The organism is Candidatus Tisiphia endosymbiont of Thecophora atra (assembly GCF_964026395.1).
In the GTDB taxonomy this organism is placed as follows: domain Bacteria; phylum Pseudomonadota; class Alphaproteobacteria; order Rickettsiales; family Rickettsiaceae; genus Tisiphia.
Window position 1 is genome coordinate 162,225 of the sequence record NZ_OZ032145.1, and the last position, 16,034, is coordinate 178,258.

Below are 16,034 nucleotides of genomic sequence, written 5' to 3' on the forward strand. Positions count from 1 at the left end.
TAGAATATATACTACTCGTAAATGAAGAGTTGATAGACGATAGAATCAAAATCATGATAGTAGCAGGAGTCGAAGGGTCGATGGTCGGAGCGTACATTTAGTACTGGCTACCTACGAACCCTGAAGACGACAACGCAATTCTTGATTTTCTATTCTAGAGTATATCAGAATATTTGATTCCACTAAGTATTTTATATATAATTAATTTAGGTACATACAATAGAAATAGCTCCCTCATCTTAGAACCTTCATTAGACTTCCCTATGAGTTCTATAAGATTTAAGCAAAATAATCAAGAAATTTGATGTATACTCAAATCAGGATGAGTATACGTCTTGATTTGCAATCAAACTCTGATATTATGCGAAGTAAAATTTTAATCGTAACACGCGATAATCAAGTTTTTTAGAATTATTAAAAAATACGTCATTGCGAGAAGCCGCTGAAGGCGGCGACGCGGCAATCTAGGATACGCGAAGCGTTACTCTAAAAAAACAGCTTCGCTGTTTACCTGGATCGCCACGGCATCTAAAGAGCCTTGCTATGACGGTTAAGGAAAAACTTGATTATCAAGTAACACACGAATTCGGGATAAGAATTAGCTAATTCTTATCCTGAATTGGGGTATAACATATATTTACAGCCAATTGCTAATTGTCTAGCAATTGGTAATTGGGATAATTGTAAACTGATGAACGAAATCTTCTCTAGTACATTACCTGTTTTGTTGATTCCCTTGTTTGGTAGTATTATCAAAAGGAAATGGTTGACTTCTGAAGAATTTTGGCGAGGATTAGAGAAATTATCATATTTTTTTCTTTTCCCTATTATGCTTTTTAATAATATATCTGCAGCCGATTTAAATGCATCGTCTATAATAAAACTGGTATTTGCATTAATCATCTCCACCTCTATTATTTCTTTGGCTTTAATTATTTATCAGAAGAAAACCAATTTTGACAAGGTTCAGTTTACTTCAACTTTTCAAGGTGCAATACGTTTTAATAGTTATATCTTTTTTGGTGTTAGTAGTCCTCTTTTGGGTCAGGAGGGACTTGCTATAGTATCTGTGATTTCATCCTATATGATCATTTTTACTAATATCATATCAGTAATGATTTTTGCACGTTATATCCCTGATAGTTCAGTAGCTAAGTCGCCTAAAGCTAGCTTTATATTGATACTTAAATTGATAGTACAAAATCCCTTGATTATAGCTAGTATAATTGGATTTCTTTTTAATTATTCTGGTTTAGAATTACATCTTGGTATAAAAAAAACCTTATCTAGCCTGTCCAACTCTGCTTTAGCTATAGGTATGCTAAATGTTGGGGCAAGTCTCAAATTTTTTATGCGTGGTGCTATTTTACAAAATGTATTGCTTACTAGTTTTGTTAAGTTAGTGGCTTTTCCTGTTGTCACAATAATTGTGTTGTCACTAATGTCAATTACTGGTACTGCTAAATCAGTTGGTGTTCTGTATAGCTGCCTGCCGTGTGCTAGCACGGCTTATGTCTTATCACGTCAGCTTGGTGGTGATCCGGAATCTATGGCATCAATTATTACGTTCACAACACTTTTTTCAATAGTATCATTGTCAGTTCTTATGTGGATGATATAACTAATAAACTCAATTTCGGATTAATTTCATTAATCCGAAATTGGAATGAGAATGTAAACAATCAGGCTTAAAGCGGCTATCACGCCTGATTGTTAAATATTTCATTTGCTAATCATCTTATTTTTATTGGTATAAAAATAAGATGATTAGCGATAATAGATTAAAATGCATTCGTACCAGCCGCTTCAAGAATGCATTTTTCTGATATTCTAGCCATTTTTGGATTAAAATTTTTAATTTTAATCCAAAAATGAGGTTAATAAACACTTGAAGTAATTAAGAAGGAATAACATCATGGGTGAAATGAATAAAATAAATTATCTCAAAGCCTTAGAATATCATCAAAAAAGTAAGCCAGGCAAAATTGCTATTGTGGCAACTAAGCCTTTGGATACTGCACATGACTTGGCTTTGGCTTATTCGCCAGGGGTAGCAGCTCCGTGTCTCGAAATTGCGAAAAATATAGATGATATTTATAAATATACTGCTAGAGGTAACTTAGTTGCTGTAATAACTAACGGTACGGCAGTTCTTGGCCTTGGTAGTATAGGTGCAGCTGCGTCAAAACCCGTAATGGAAGGAAAAGCCGTTTTATTCAAGAACTTTGCTGATATTGATTCTATTGATCTTGAAATAGATACGACTGACCCTGATGAGTTTGTTAATGCAGTAAAATATCTTAATTACAGTTTTGGAGGTATTAATTTAGAAGATATTAAATCTCCTGAATGTTTTATAATTGAAGAAAAATTAAAAAGCTGTATGCAGATACCGGTTTTTCATGATGATCAGCATGGCACGGCTATTATTGCTGCTGCAGGTTTAATTAATGCAGCTTATCTTACCAATCGTTCATTTGATAGTCTAAAAATTGTCGTAAGTGGTGCAGGGGCAGCGGCAATTGCTTGCATAGAATTACTAATTGCTCTTAGTGTAGACAAAAAAAATGTTATACTATGTGATAAAATGGGAGTAGTTTACCAAGGTCGGCAAGAAGGCATGAACAAATGGAAAGAATTATATGCAGTCGAAACCGATCTCAGGACTCTGAGTGATGCTATGAAGTCAGCCGATGTATTCCTTGGTTTATCTGTTAAAGGAACAGTATCGAAAGAAATGGTAGCTAGCATGGCTGCAAATCCTATCATTTTTGCCATGGCTAATCCAGACCCAGAGATTACACCGGAGGATATACAGCTAGTCAGAAGCGATGCGATTATTGCTACCGGACGCTCTGATTATAATAATCAGATTAATAATGTTATGGGATTTCCGTATATTTTTCGTGGAGCTTTAGATGTTAGGGCTACTACCATTAATCAGCAAATGAAAATAGCTGCAGCAACTTCTTTGGCTGAATTAGCAAGACAAGCTGTTCCGAATGAAGTTTATAAAGCATATCCTGGTAAAAAAATGGTTTTTGGTTCAGATTACATAATTCCTGTACCATTTGATCCAAGATTAATTACCACTGTTCCGATAGCGGTAGCTAAAGCTGCTATAGATAGCGGGGTTGCTAAAATTACCGAATTTGATGTTAAGAATTATGCAAAGGAGCTGGAAAGTAGGTTAAATCCTACCTCTCATTACATGAATCTATTATTTGAGAGGATTCAACAATCAACACCTCAAAGAATAGTTTTTGCTGAAGGTGAGGAGGAAGAGGTAATTATAGCTGCTATGAGCATGCGGGATGCTTCGCATGCTCATCCTATCCTAGTTGGTAGAGCTGATAAAATATCTGCTGTTTTAAATAGAATAGGTATGAATTATGATTTAGATGGTATTACCATAATGAATGCTGCTATTAACCAAAATCTTGATAAATATATAGATACTCTTTATAGCCGGTTACAGCGTAAAGGTTACTTATACCGTGACTGTGCTAGACTAGTTAAAAGTGATAGAAATATATTCTCGGCGATCATGGTAGCTTGTGGCGATGCTGACTGTATGGTTACTGGTGTCACAAAGAGCTATTATAGTAGCTTAGAGGATATTATGAAGGTAATGGAAGCCAAAGAAAATAACAGAATTTTAGGCTATTCCATTCTGATTGCCAAGGAGCATAATATAATTATTGCTGATAATAGTGTGGCTGAACTGCCAAATGAGCAGGACATTGTAGAAATAACCTTGCAGACTGCTAATATAGCAAAAAATATGGGAATGACGCCAAAGGTTGCACTACTTTCCTTCTCAACTTTTGGTAATCCAATGAGAGAAAAGGCAAATAGAGTACGGGAAGCTGTTAGAATTTTAGATAGTATGAGTCTAGATTTTGAATATGATGGTGAAATGTCAGCTAATGTTGCTCTGAACCCTAATCGTAATTCATATAAGTTTTGTAGGTTATCAGGTCCTGCTAATGTTTTAATTATGCCCGGTCTACATTCGGCCTCAATCTCAACGCAACTATTGCAAGAATTAGCTGGAGGTATTTTTATAGGGCCAATAATTAATGGTTTTGAATATCCGGTACAAATAGTACAAATGGGAGCATCGGCAAATGAGATAACAAAAATTGCCACATTTGCCTGTATAGATGCAATAAATCTCTTGAACGAAAGATAATTAATTTTCGGATTTTATATTATTTGTTAATAGGTTATAATAACTCTTTCGAGGAATTTTAATGATATATACATTAATTGCTTTAAGTTTGACTACATTAGTCTTAGTGATAGGAATTGTCTCTATGGCTATTGGTGGGAAATTTGATAAAAAATTTAGCTCAAAATTAATGTCGCTACGGGTTATATTTCAGGCAGTTGCTGTATGTTTGCTTGCTTTCCTCTATCTTTCAAAATAGTATATATGCTCGAATGATTTGGAGAATTGGTATAGCTAACCCGAAAAGTTTTTAGGTATTGTTAATCTTAGCTTAGCTAGAAGCGATGTCATCCCTGCTTCGGTGCAGAATCTAAAAAAATGACCAAGATAGGTTGTGTTAAGTTATTTTAGACCCCTGCCTACGCAGAGGTGACATCGTAAGATCGTATTAGATTTCTCTACCTACGCGGGAATGACATCAAGGCTATCACCATTACTATGCCTTAAACCTTTTCGTGTTAGCTATAAACCAATTATTCAAGTTTTTGCAATGTATACCTTGGAAAAACTTGTAAGTTAATACCATAATATGTCTGATCTATTTAGTTTTAATGATAAAAAGCCTAAAATTAATAATTCATATACTGCAAAAGATATTGAAGTATTAGAAGGGCTTGAACCTGTACGCAAACGTCCTGGTATGTATATTGGCGGAACAGACGAAAATGCTATGCATCATCTTGTTTCGGAAGTACTGGATAATGCTATGGATGAAGCTGTTGCTGGTTTTGCTAACATTATAACCATAAAAATGCATGTGGATAACAGTATCACTATTTCTGATAATGGTAGAGGAATTCCTGTCGATAATCACCCCAAATTCCCTGAAAAATCTGCTTTGGAGGTGATTCTAACTCAGCTCCACTCGGGAGGTAAATTTTCGAATAATGTATACCAAACAGCAGGCGGATTACACGGAGTTGGTATTTCTGTTGTTAATGCTTTATCAGACTATTTAGAAGTTAAAGTGTACAAGCAGGGTAAATTATTCAAGCAATCTTATTCTAAAGGGCATAAATTGAATGATTTAGAAAGTGAAGATGTTGCAAAAAAATTGAAGGGAACATCTATAAATTTCCATCCTGACCTAGAAATTTTTGGTGAAAAATCATGTTTTTCTCCTAAAAAAATATACGAATTAGCTAAATCAAAAGCCTATTTGTACAAGGGAGTAACGATAGAGTGGCAATGTGAGATTGAGACTAAAAGTGATGTGCCGACAACAGCCCTGATCCATTTTCCAAATGGTTTGAAGGATTATTTAATATCAAAAATAAATCATGACGATTTAGTTAGTGGAGAGATTTTTTGTGGTAATATTGACTGGGACCAAGATCACGTAAAAGTGGAATGGGCAATTGCTTGGCATAAAAATGAATACCAACCCTTCATACAATCATATTGTAACACTATTCCCACCCCCCTTGGTGGAACTCACGAACAAGGTTTGCGTAATGCATTATTTCGCGGCTTGAAAATATACGGTGAAATGATAGGTAATAAAAAAACAACTCTACTTACTATTGAAGATATTCTTGAGACTTCTTCTATTGTTCTCTCTATATTTATCCAAGATCCAATATTTCAAGGACAAACAAAAGAAAAATTGGTTTCACTAGGGGTTAATAAAATAGTAGAAAACATTATTAAGGATCATTTTGATCATTGGTTGAGCAGTAATAAAGTAGCGGCAAACCAACTACTTGACCATATAGTCAATATTGCTGAATTCCGAATAAATAAGCGTAATGAAAAAAATACCTTACGTAAAACTGCTACACAAAAATTGCGACTACCAGGTAAATTAGCCGATTGTACAAGAACGTCTCCTAATGGGACGGAGTTATTTTTGGTTGAGGGAGATTCAGCTGGAGGATCAGCTAAGCAGGCAAGAGATCGAGAAACACAAGCTATTTTGCCTCTTCGGGGCAAAATCCTGAATGTTGCCAATGCAACTCTAGAAAAGATTACTAATAATCAAGAAATTCAAGATCTAGAAGTAGCACTAGCATGCGGTAGTCTTAAAAATTACCGAGAAGAAAATTTACGTTATGAAAAAATAATAATTATGACAGATGCTGATGTTGACGGAGCTCACATCGCCTCACTGTTAATGACGTTTTTTTACCTTCGTATGCCAAAGTTAGTATCATCGGGTCATTTATATATTGCCAAACCACCACTTTATCGACTAACACAGTCTAATAAAACTTACTATGCAGTAAATGATCAACAAAAAACTGATTTAACTGCTAAATTATTAAAAAATAGTAAAGCTAAAATAGACATTGGTAGATTTAAGGGGCTGGGGGAAATGATGCCAGCTCAGTTAAAAGAAACAACAATGAGTCCAAAAAATAGGTCACTTTTAAAAGTTACTATAGATGATTTTGATAATATTGCTAAAATGGTAGACAATCTTATGGGCAAGAAACCAGAAAAACGTTTCCAGTTTATTTATGATCAGGCTTTAATTAAAATGGATACTATTATAAACAATCTAGATATTTAAAATTGTGTCATTTACCAATTACTTATAAATAGGAGTACTATGTTCTTACGTTTAATTACAATATTATTATCAAGTTCTATCATTTTTTCTAATATAACATTTGCTGAAGAAGTAAAGAAGAAAGAATTACCAGATTCAGCTTATTTAAAACAATTCCAAGATATCTTTGAACGTATTAATAGAGACTATGTCCAAGAACCTGAAAAACAAAAAATGACTGATGCAGCTATAGATGGCATGTTAACTTCGCTAGATCCTCATTCTAACTACATTACTGATGAGGATCTAGAATATTTTCTTGACCACACTAAAGGAGAATTTGGAGGTATTGGTGTTGAAGTGCAATATGACAATAGTGCTATCAAAGTCATTTCCCCTATTGATGATCTACCTGCTTATAGGGCGGGTATAAAAGCTGGAGACTATATTGTGGGGGTTAATGATGAGTTTGTATCAAATTTGGGATTTAATAAAGCGGTCAGAGAGATGCGTGGAGAACCAGGGACAAAGGTGAAATTATTGGTGATCACGGAAGGTGAAAGCAAGCCAAAGGAAATTGAACTTACTAGAGAAATAGTTACAATTACACCAGTAAAAGCCCATTTAGAAAGAAATGATATAGCTTATATACGAATAGGGATGTTTAATGAACATACCATTGCAGAATTAAAAAAATCTATGAAAACTTTAAAAGATGGCAGTAAAAATGGCGTAAAAGGTATTATATTAGACCTACGTAGCAATCCTGGTGGTTTGTTAGACCAGGCTGTTGCTGTTAGCGAATATTTTATTGATTCTGGGGTGATTGTTATTACCAAGGGAAGAACCAAAAATGCTAACTCCGTGTTGAATAGCAATAAATCCGCAGAAAAAGCCCCATTAGTTCCGATGATAGTCCTTATTGATGTTGGTTCTGCCTCAGCTGCTGAAATTGTAGCTGGTGCATTGCAAGATCATAAAAGAGCAGTAATACTTGGAACAAAATCTTTTGGTAAAGGATCCGTGCAAAGCTTTGCTCCAATTAGTCCTAGAGCTGCTATAAAGCTTACAACAGCTAAATATTACACTCCTAGTGGTCGTTCAATTCAAGCAGAGGGTATTGAACCTGACATAGTGGTTGAGATGGCAGAAGTTAAGTATCCCGAAACAAAATCAACAGATAATAGATTTTCTGAATCTTCTCTAAAGAATTATCTAAAAAACGATAATAATAAAAATGATGATAAGAAAGTAGATACTACAGATAAAAATAAAGAACTTATTAAGAAAACAGATGATACTACAAAAAATATCAAAGGAAAAAATACCAAAGCAAAAAATACTGTAGAACAATTATCTGATCCTTATAAAAAAGATTATCAATTTGCTAGAGCTTATGATTTAATTATGGGATTAATCTTGACTAATAAAAGTGGCAATGAATTGAAAAAATAATGGGTATACTCGGTGAACTTCAAGAATTGGCGTTCCCGCGACCAAAGATCGAAGCTGCTCACGTACTAATGTACGCCTAGCAGCTCGACTTTGATACTCCTAGCTCTTCTTGAAGTTATACTATCGTCTACCAACTCTTCATTTACGAGCAGTATACAATGGGTAGGGTAATTGGGCATAACTGTTGAAAGTTAAAAAATCGTCATTGTGAAGCGTTGTTGTAAGGCTTAAACCGTCATTGCGAGCGAACGTACGTGAGCGTGGCAATCCATGAAGATTGTCATATTATAGATTGCTTCGTCGACCTTATGGTCTCCTCGCAATGACATGCTAGATTCTTAAGTTGACGCCTATGCGAATTCGCGTGATTAGGAATGATAATTACAAAGGAAATATCAGATATTGGTTATGACTTTAATATTGTCCTGTGTCTAATGTGTAAGTAATATATGTGCAAACCTAATGATTCAAAATAAATATATTGTTAGACTGTCATCCATTGGCTTATTTATAAACATTATTGTAAATATGATTTACTATCGTTACTTCATTATTGAAGAAATGATTTTAAAGCAAGTTGGAGAAACAAATATTAAAATAGCTGATGTTTATACAAAAAATGTTTGGGATAGGAATAGAGCTGCTGTAGATAAGATACATGAATTTGGTTATATAAATTTATTACAAGATACAGATTTTATTAGGTTTGCAACTACTTCAGTTGATATTTTTGTTAATCTTAATGCCTATATTTCCTTATATGATCTACAAGGTAATAAAATTATAACTAGTTCGCCAATTCAAGTAACAAGTCACATGAATTTTCCTGAAGATACTCTGTATCAAAAAATTCTTGCCAAAATTGATAGATATTTTTTAAAAGAATTGAGTGTAGAACAAGCCTTTAACAAAGCTTTTAAAGGGATAACAACTCATCTATTAGTTCCTAGAGCCATGTTGCATATATCAGGGAAGGTAAAGAACGCATCTTGTATAACAAGTTATATCCCAATAATAAACCGTGATCCATTGAACTATCCTGTTGATGGTGTATTAGAGATACATACCAATATTACTGGTTTATGGTCAAGTATTATAGAGCTTGAAAGAAAAGTATTGTTAACTTTTGTTATCATTTTGGTAATATTTTTAGTTATAGTTATGAGCAACACAAATTATGCACAAAAAATTATAGATCGACAATTTGAGGCTAATAAAGCATTAGAGGAAGCAGTAACTAAGGTTAGAAATGAAAGTTCTGCTCATACTAAATTTTTTGCCAATGTTAGTCATGAGCTGCGTACCCCTCTAAATGCTATTATAGGTTTTTCAGAAATTATGATGTCTACACCTTACAATAAGGAACATGATGTTTATGTAAAAGATATTCATAACGCAGGCAAGCATTTACTAGGTATAATAACCGATATATTAGACTTGTCAAAAGCATCTGCTGACAAGCTATTAGTTGATTTTGTAGAGTTAGACCTAAATAAATTAATTACTTCTACTATAAGGATAATGAAACCAAGAGCTGACCAAGCGAATGTAGCATTAATTGAAAAACTACCAAAAGATCATATTATTATAAAAGCAGATCCCAAAAGGCTTAAACAAGTATTTTTTAACCTTTTATCTAATTCTATAAAATTCACCAACCCATTAGGTTCTATAACAATTCATGCTGAAAAAAATGAATCTCAAGGACTAGTTTATGTGCAAGTTATAGATACTGGTATAGGAATTGATGAGAAAGATATTCCAAAAGTACTCTCAACATTTGGTCAAATTGATAGTGCCGTTGGCAGAAAATATCAAGGGACTGGTCTTGGTTTACCACTCACTCGAAAGTTGGTTGAACTAATGAGAGGTAAATTTGATATACAAAGTAAAATAGGCATAGGCACAACTGTAACACTAACTTTTGCTTATGATAGTAGTATAGAACAATAACTACCCCAATGTTGGGAATGCAGGTGTATGATTATTTGACTATATTTAATGGAGAACTGGTAGTTTTTATGGTGATAGCATGTAATTTATTATTATTCAGTATTTCTGCTAAAGCTTTTTTTACCATCTTATGCTGATTAATTAGACTAATTCCAAGAAAAGCATCATCTTGTATTTCTAAGGAATAGTGATTCTGATCTCCAGCTAAATCAACAATTTTTATTTTGGCATTTGGAAAACTATAACGTATAATTTCTTCAAGTTCTTTAATAGATATTGCCATTGTTCTTTAGAGTTTTTTATGTAACATACAACAAAAGCTTAAAGTCTGCAATCAGAGAAATTTAAAAGTCGATCTGACTGGCAAAGTAATGCATTTTTTACTTTCTAATAACAGTCAACTAAGTCGTCAGCATGCTCGTATAGTGTATCCTGTCCCTCAAGTTTAGTCACTTCTTGAACACAAGAAATATTATCCTTATAATCATGAGAGGTACTAATTATTAATGACTTAATATTTTCTAATAGCTCTGAACGACCCTCTGTATCTAACCCTACAATCCATTGAACGGTTTTCTGTACTTCTTCAGGTAGTGATTCAATTTTAGTAAGATCTAACTCTTCAGGAGATACATTATTAACGTATTCTAAATATTCTAATGCACATTTGGAATCCTTTGCATATAATTCTTTAATCCACTGAAGTGTTGTTGTAAATTTCTCACTAATTACAGTAGGATATGTTTCTCCATTAGTCACTATGGTACTACTAGATTCTAATTCATTACTTACCATTGCATTTAAGACTTCAGGTTCTACAGCAGTTGTTACTATATCAAAGTTTGAGTTATTAGCATTACTTTCATACCCTTCATCACTAACTTCAGTATTTATCATTACATTGACTCTAGGATTTGTAGAAGTTATATCAAATTCTGAGATGCTATTACTTTCATACCCTTCATCATTAACCTCAGAACTTACCAGTGCATTTGAGATTTCAGATTGCTCAAGATTATCATTCCAATCAGCTTTTAACCTATCACACAGATCTTGTACTAACTTGGAATTATTTTCTAAATATTGTTCAGCGACTACCTTTAATTTTGCTATATTATTTTGGCTAGAATCGTCTAAGTTTTTACATTCTTTTGGGATAGGAAGCCATATCTCTGTATTTTGTCCTTCACCTGTTAGATCTAACCTAACTTCATTTACATCAGCTTCCTCGTCATTTTTCATAAGTGTATCAATTAAGCCGTTAAGTAACCACCCTAATGCTCCATCAAAATTAGGTGATGGTATTTGGGCTTTTGTTTGCTCACTTTTTCCAAAATTGATAGAACAAATCATAGTGTGTTCCATAATGTCTGCTTGTTCATGATAACTAAGTCCTTCTTTAAGTATCTGTAGCACTGTAGCAGCTGGACGATTAGCACCAAGACCACCGTCGGCAAAAGCATAAGGCTTACCCGCAGCATAATCATAATCTTTTACGGCCTCTTTATTAACAACAGCTTTAAAATAGGTTGGTGCTGCTGTAGTTGCAAGAAGCACGTCCTTTATTCTAACATGTGGACTATGTTGATCATGACTATCAAAAATCTTCATACTATTCTTTCCTTCATTCAAATCAGCAACGGGTATAATAAGACGGCATAGACTATCATCCAATCTATTATCCCCTAAATGCTTTTCTAGCATTTTCTTCAAAGGTTCTTGACTATATTTATGTTTTATTATTCCCCAGTTAAACCAGCTTTGAGGGAAGATTTCAGGAGCAGTGTTTTCAAATAATTCTAAAGCTTCTTTAGCTGAATAACGAGGTTCTGTTGATCCTTCTTCTTTAGGAATTGTTAATAAGGCTGCAATTAATCCTCCAACACTAGTGCCAGAAATAATATTAAATAATTTAGATATAGGTTGCTGGGTTATTTCTTCTATTTTCGCTAGTACAACTAACTCAGCTATTCCTTTTACCCCACCACCTGAAAGACAAAGAGCTTTGTTTTGTCCCGTTTGATTTGTAGTCATAAACTATACCTCCATAACCTTTTAAAGTTTCCTGATATTTAGGTTATCATAAAATTTATGTTATAACAAATAAAATTTTGTATCATAATAAATAAAAGCAAGAAATAAATTATATAGTATTGTAGGGAATCCTAAAATATTACATGCCAAACTTGTAAATTGATTTATCAATTTTTCAAAGTATTTGAGTATATAACACCCCAATTCGGGATAAGAATTAATTAATTCTTATCCCGAATTCGCGTATAACCTAACATGCTGCAAAATTTTCTTTGCAGCCTCACTAGCAGGAAGGAGTGTAACATCAAGCTCAAATAAATTAGGATGAGAAATTTGAATCAAAGGATATTTTGGGTAAACATCTTGTATATCGATTGATTTGTAACGAAGCAGCCTATCTAGTTGTTGAATTCTCATAATATTTTCTTCTTCTGAAATCAATAATTTTACAGGAATAAATGTTGACTTACGGTTCGATGCTAGCTGTTGTACTTGATTAAAAAGCTTATGATCACCATCAATCTCATAGAGACAATTAGTAAGAACATAGTTATTATAAGTTTCTTGGCTTAGAAAATTAAAAATACCATCTCGTATATGTTTAATTGTATCCCAAGCAAATTCTGGAATGGGAGTCAACCCATCATAATTTAGAAGTGAGAAAATAGGATTATTGATATGCTGGTTGTCACATATGCTGTAGCCAGCTTTTGCTATTTCCTTTGCTATAGTATACTTGCCAGTTCCTGGTTTACCTATTAGGTAGATAATGGTAGTCATTTTGTTTAATCTCACTAAAAGCTAACTATACTAATTTTATTTGTGTTAAACTCTAAAAACTTAGAAATTGATTTATCAATTTTTCAAAGCATTTGAATATATATTACATTAATTACAACATCGCCATTCTTTAATACTTGATTTGTTGATGAAAATTGTTCAACAAATTCTATGGTGCGAGCAGACGTAACGTTTTTGAGATCTATTATTAGGTCATCAGAAAGTTTTTCTCCTATAATTTCTAGTATCTCAATATCAGCTTTGACTGACAAATTCTTTTCTGCTTTAGCTTTCCTAACCAAGTCTAGTATTTCAATAAGTCTATCAGGCTGAATTTGATCCACCGAAAAAGATAAATTTTTGATTTGAGGCCAGTTGCCCCTTATATGTATAGATTTTGTACTGTACAAAATTTGCCAAATTTCTTCTGTTATATGTGGAAGGAAAGGAGCTAATAATTTAAGTAAGATTTTTATAGAATGATATAAAGTTATTATGGCACTATACTGCCCTTTATTATCTGAACCATCCATATTATAAGCCCGGGTTTTGGTGATTTCGAGGTAATTATCACAAAATACTGACCAGAAAAACTTTTCTATCAAATCCACAGCATTGGCATACTCATAATTTTGCATATCTGATTCAACTTTGTTTACTAACTCAACTAGTTTAACTATTAACCACTGGTCAAACTTATGACAAATCTTACTTTCTATATCAGATATTTCAGCATTTTTATCTAGAGGGTCTAATTTATCGAAGTGAATAGCAGCAAATTTAGCAGCGTTCCATAATTTATTAACAAGCCTCTTGCCATTTTTCATTACGTCTTCAGAGTAAACAGTGTCTGCCCCAAGCTTAGATTTAGAAGTCCAATAACGTGTTACATCAGCACCGTATTGCTCAAGCAATTTTTGTGGTACAATAACATTGCCTTTAGATTTTGACATTTTGCTACGATCAAACGCTAGACACCACCCGCTAATCATAATGTTTTTCCAAGGTAGGGTATTCTCATGTAATTGGGCTTTAAGTATTGTATAAAAGGCCCATGTCCTAATGATTTCATGAGCTTGCGGGTGCAGGTCAGCAGGAAATAATTTTTTATGACGCTCGATATCTACGTTAAACTTTTCAGAGATACCATGACTACTTAATTGTGGTGATACTGCACTGGTAGCCCAAGTATCCATAACATCGTAATCCGGCTCTACTTCTTCTCTAGAATAGCCAATTGGTAGATCTCGAAGAGGGTCTATTGGCAGTTGCTTGATATCTGGAAAAAGGGGTTTGCCTATTTCGCCAATTCTTTTAGAATACCAAACAGGGAATGGCACACCAAAATAGCGTTGACGACTTATACACCAATCCCATGATATGCTATTTATCCAGTTCTCAAGCTTAATTTTCATAGTTTTTGGATGCCAATTCAGCTCACATGCACGTTGCATTAGAACATCTTTATGTTTTATCGTACGAACAAACCACTGAGGTAGCGTAAGTATCTCTAGCGGTGAGCCTGAACGTTCAGCACATTTTACTGTTTGAGTAATTTCTATTTGTCTAACTAATAGGTCTTGCTCTTTTAAGATTTCTATAATTTTACTTCTAGCATCTTTTATTTTTAAACCATTTAACTGATGTGAATTTGATAATTCAGCCGGGATATTTATGATACCTTTTTTATCTATAATAATTTTCATAGGTAAATTGTGAGTTCTCCACCAGGTTATATCGGTTGTGTCACCAAAAGTACAGCACATCACAAGTCCACTTCCTTTATCTATTTGAACTAAATCATCCGCTAGAATAGGTACTTTAACATCAAATAGCGGTGTTATGGCAAATTGACCTTCCAGTTGTTGGTATCTATCATCATTTGGATTGTAAAATACTGCAACACAAGCTGGTAGCATTTCTGGTCTAGTGGTAGCAATAATAATCTTCTCACCCTTATTGGTATGAAAAATTATATCATTCATCATTGAAGTTTTTTCTTGGTCTTCAATGTCAGCCTGAGATAAAGCCGTTTGATCAACTGGATCCCACAACATTGGTTGATTATTACGGTAAATTTCGCCTTTGTCGACTAAGTCTAAAAATGACATTTGTGATATTTTTTGTGATAATGGATTAATTGTTTGGTATTCCAAAGTCCAATCAACAGATAAAGCCATTTGATTAAATAATGAGCGGAATTTCTCTTCCTCAGAAATAACAACTTCCTTACATATCTCAATAAATTCATCTCTTGCCATACTGGCTGCTCTGAGTTGCTTTTGTTTTTCAACTAAACGTTCGGTAGGTAAACCATTATCATCAAAACCGATTGGATAAAAAATATTTTTACCCATCATCCGTTGGAAACGGACAATGAAATCAGCCTGAGTATAACTGTAAACATGTCCTATATGCAAATGTCCTGAGACTGTTGGTGGTGGCGTATCTACTACAAAACTATTTTCTCTCGTATCATTTTTATCCCAAAGATAAATTTTTTGTTCCTGCCAAAATTTTTGCCATTTTCTTTCGCTTTCAATAAAGCTATAATTATTTGAAAATTCTATCATAATAAGACTATCCTAGTTACGCGAATTCGGGATAAGAATTAACTAATTCTTATCCCGAATTGGGGTTGATTGTTAAAATATAATATTCCATTCTATATGTGATTTTAACAATTAAAATCACATAATAGAATGATGAAAAAAGTTAAAATGTACTCGTGTCAGCTGCTCCAAAAGTACATTTATCGAATTAATGGTTAAAATATATCATAATATTTGACCCCACTAAGTATTTTATATTAGTTTTTTTGAATATTTCTATGTTGAGTAGATTTATAGCTAGACCGAAAAAATTTTAGTCAAAAACCGTCTATTAGCGAGGAGGCACAAAGTGCCGACGTGGCAATCTTGTGAAGTAGTACTCAAATCACCTCGAGGTCGCCTAACAAAGGCAGATATTACTTCATGAGATTGCCACGTCGGCGATTTCATCCCCTCCTCGCTAATAGACGGTTTTTTGGCTAAAACATTTCCAGTTTAGCTATATAGGCATTTTCGCTAAGCAAGAACCGAAAGC

At 33.7% G+C, this 16,034-nt stretch carries 10 protein-coding genes; 6 read left to right on the forward strand and 4 right to left on the reverse strand.

All coding sequences use genetic code 11. The features are described 5' to 3' along the window. Positions 1-691 precede the first annotated feature (691 nt). The 6 genes from AAGD45_RS00830 to AAGD45_RS00855 all read left to right on the forward strand — a co-directional run bounded on the left by AAGD45_RS00830 (position 692) and on the right by AAGD45_RS00855 (position 10,133). Complete coding sequence (locus AAGD45_RS00830) at positions 692-1,621, forward strand: AEC family transporter (protein WP_341747908.1); 930 nt, start codon at positions 692-694, stop codon at positions 1,619-1,621. A 294-nt stretch (positions 1,622-1,915) separates the two neighbouring features. Beyond that, positions 1,916-4,195, forward strand: coding sequence for an NADP-dependent malic enzyme (locus AAGD45_RS00835; protein ID WP_341761593.1), 2,280 nt, complete (start codon positions 1,916-1,918; stop codon positions 4,193-4,195). Between the two features lie 61 nt (positions 4,196-4,256). After that, entirely contained in the window at positions 4,257-4,433 is a 177-nt protein-coding gene (locus AAGD45_RS00840) for a twin transmembrane helix small protein (protein WP_341747906.1), read from the forward strand. A gap of 330 nt (positions 4,434-4,763) precedes the next feature. Further along, positions 4,764-6,746 (forward strand): DNA topoisomerase IV subunit B, encoded by a 1,983-nt coding sequence (gene parE / locus AAGD45_RS00845; RefSeq protein ID WP_341761594.1) that lies wholly within the window; start codon positions 4,764-4,766, stop codon positions 6,744-6,746. 39 nt (positions 6,747-6,785) lie between these two features. Then, positions 6,786-8,180: a S41 family peptidase gene (locus tag AAGD45_RS00850; RefSeq protein WP_341761595.1), complete on the forward strand. Its 1,395-nt coding sequence runs from the start codon at positions 6,786-6,788 to the stop codon at positions 8,178-8,180. Positions 8,181-8,642: 462 nt separating this feature from the next. Continuing rightward, positions 8,643-10,133 (forward strand): HAMP domain-containing sensor histidine kinase, encoded by a 1,491-nt coding sequence (locus tag AAGD45_RS00855; RefSeq protein WP_341761596.1) that lies wholly within the window; start codon positions 8,643-8,645, stop codon positions 10,131-10,133. Positions 10,134-10,164: 31 nt separating this feature from the next. Here the strand turns inward: AAGD45_RS00855 and AAGD45_RS00860 are convergent, their stop codons facing one another. The 4 genes from AAGD45_RS00860 to AAGD45_RS00875 form a co-directional block, all read right to left on the reverse strand. After that, entirely contained in the window at positions 10,165-10,416 is a 252-nt protein-coding gene (locus AAGD45_RS00860) for a BolA/IbaG family iron-sulfur metabolism protein (protein WP_341761597.1), read from the reverse strand. A gap of 104 nt (positions 10,417-10,520) precedes the next feature. Then, positions 10,521-12,167 (reverse strand): patatin-like phospholipase family protein, encoded by a 1,647-nt coding sequence (locus tag AAGD45_RS00865; RefSeq protein ID WP_341761598.1) that lies wholly within the window; start codon positions 12,165-12,167, stop codon positions 10,521-10,523. 228 nt (positions 12,168-12,395) lie between these two features. Then, entirely contained in the window at positions 12,396-12,947 is a 552-nt protein-coding gene (locus AAGD45_RS00870) for a hypothetical protein (protein WP_341761599.1), read from the reverse strand. An 83-nt stretch (positions 12,948-13,030) separates the two neighbouring features. Continuing rightward, entirely contained in the window at positions 13,031-15,520 is a 2,490-nt protein-coding gene (locus AAGD45_RS00875) for a valine--tRNA ligase (RefSeq protein WP_341761600.1), read from the reverse strand. Positions 15,521-16,034 lie beyond the last annotated feature (514 nt).